Origin of the sequence: Mangrovicoccus sp. HB161399, from assembly GCF_013184745.1 — a bacterium.
In the GTDB taxonomy this organism is placed as follows: Bacteria; Pseudomonadota; Alphaproteobacteria; order Rhodobacterales; family Rhodobacteraceae; genus Mangrovicoccus.
The window spans coordinates 1-1,535 of record NZ_JAATVU010000226.1 but is presented as its reverse complement, the minus strand read 5'-3'; the positions used below and the strand labels follow the sequence as shown (position 1 = coordinate 1,535).

The window sequence follows — 1,535 nt, the reverse complement described above, 5'->3', positions numbered from 1 at the left end:
CTATTTCAGCAGCCTGTTCTCATGATCGCTGTCAACCCTTTGTTTCAACGCAATTCCCCCGACAGGGCCGGGTGCAAGCTTTTGAAGATGCGCAAGGCTGGAGGCGGAACTGAGACGACGGTTGAGCAAGCTCTCATGCGCGGGTTGGCTACCGCATGACCGTGGTTTCGTCCTGGGGCTGCCTCGCTCTAAGGATCGAGCGTCGTTTCGGGCTCATAACAGGGCACGAGGGTTCCCCACCGCGTTCCGCCCCCGGCCTTGCGCATTGGCGGGCCGGAGAGCGTGTCTTTTCTATGCAGATTGCGAGACCGCCGGGCCCGGAACAGGCTCGACGGCTCGGGCGATGGCCCAGATGAAGCCGACCATTTCCCGGGCGATCGCCGTGGTCACCACGACTTTCGGCTTCCCTGCCATGACCAGACGGCGGTAGCGCTGGCACATCCGCAGCTGCCCCTTCCACGCGATCTCCCGCACCTTCGATGGAACGGCCTCGATCCGGTCATGCAGCTTGCGGCTGACGCGCGGCTGCATCCGGTAGCTCCATGCGCCCTCAATCAGGGCCCGCCGGGCAAGGCCGCTGTCGGCCTTCGTGATGCCGCCACGTCGGACGGTGGCACCGCTGGAATGTTCCGAGGGGGTCAGCCCGAGATAGGCCATCAGCTGCCGCGGGTTGCCGAAGCGATGGAAGTCGCCGACCTCCGCGACGACAGTGACCGCGACGATGAAGGCGACACCGCGCATGGCCTGGACCGCCTCCACCACGGGCGCCAGATCCCAATCCGGCAGAAGTTCCGTGATCTGGCCCGTCAGCCGCGCCACCCGCGCTTCCGCATCGGCGACGGCATCCACGTAGTCCTGCAAGACGATCTGTTGTGCCCGATGTTCGAAGCGGACTGTCGTCAGCCAGCGCCGATAGGCCACCGTCCAGCCCTTCTTGCCGGGGTAGATGCGTGCGTGGCGCAGAAGAAAGCCCTGAAGATGCTGCCGCGCCTTTCCCAGAACCCGCATCGCCGTCGCTCGCGCGCGAACCAGGTCGCGCATCGCCTCATGCGCCGCGCCCGGGACCCAGACTGCCGTCAGCTCTCCCGCCCGATGCAGCTTCGCCAGCATGACGGCATCGCGACGGTCCGTCTTGACCCGATCGCCTGTCTTCACCGGGATCAGCGAGGGTGCCACCACTATGCAGTCATGCCCCATCTCGACGAGCTGGCGATGCAAGCCATAGCCGCAGGGCCCGGCTTCGTAGCAGAAATGGAGCTTGCGGCCGCCGGTACCCAGTTTCTCGGCAAGCTTTCGAACATGGTCGGCGCGATGCGGGATGGTGCCGAGGTGACGGACTTCGCCGCCACGAACACCATCGGCAACCGCCACCGAAATCGTCGCCTTGTGGACATCCTGCCCGATGAACGTGCTATCCTGCATCTGGTCTCTCCCCCATTCCTGAGGCTCGGCGCCGGGTCATCCGGAGCAACCCTCGCATGCAGAATGCCGCGGGAGAGGCCGCCGACCTAGTCGCCTTGCAGAGCGATCATGGG

At 65.3% G+C, this 1,535-nt stretch carries 1 protein-coding gene; it reads right to left on the bottom strand.

The annotated features are described in order from the left end of the window. Positions 1-291 precede the first annotated feature (291 nt). Entirely contained in the window at positions 292-1,422 is a 1,131-nt protein-coding gene (locus tag HCC78_RS32485; protein ID WP_172332811.1) for an IS110 family transposase, read from the bottom strand. Positions 1,423-1,535 lie beyond the last annotated feature (113 nt).

Excerpts from the sequence above, each read along its gene's own strand:
- HCC78_RS32485 (WP_172332811.1), bottom strand. The coding sequence starts at position 1,422 with ATGCAGGATAGCACGTTCATCGGGCAGGATGTCCACAAGGCGACGATT.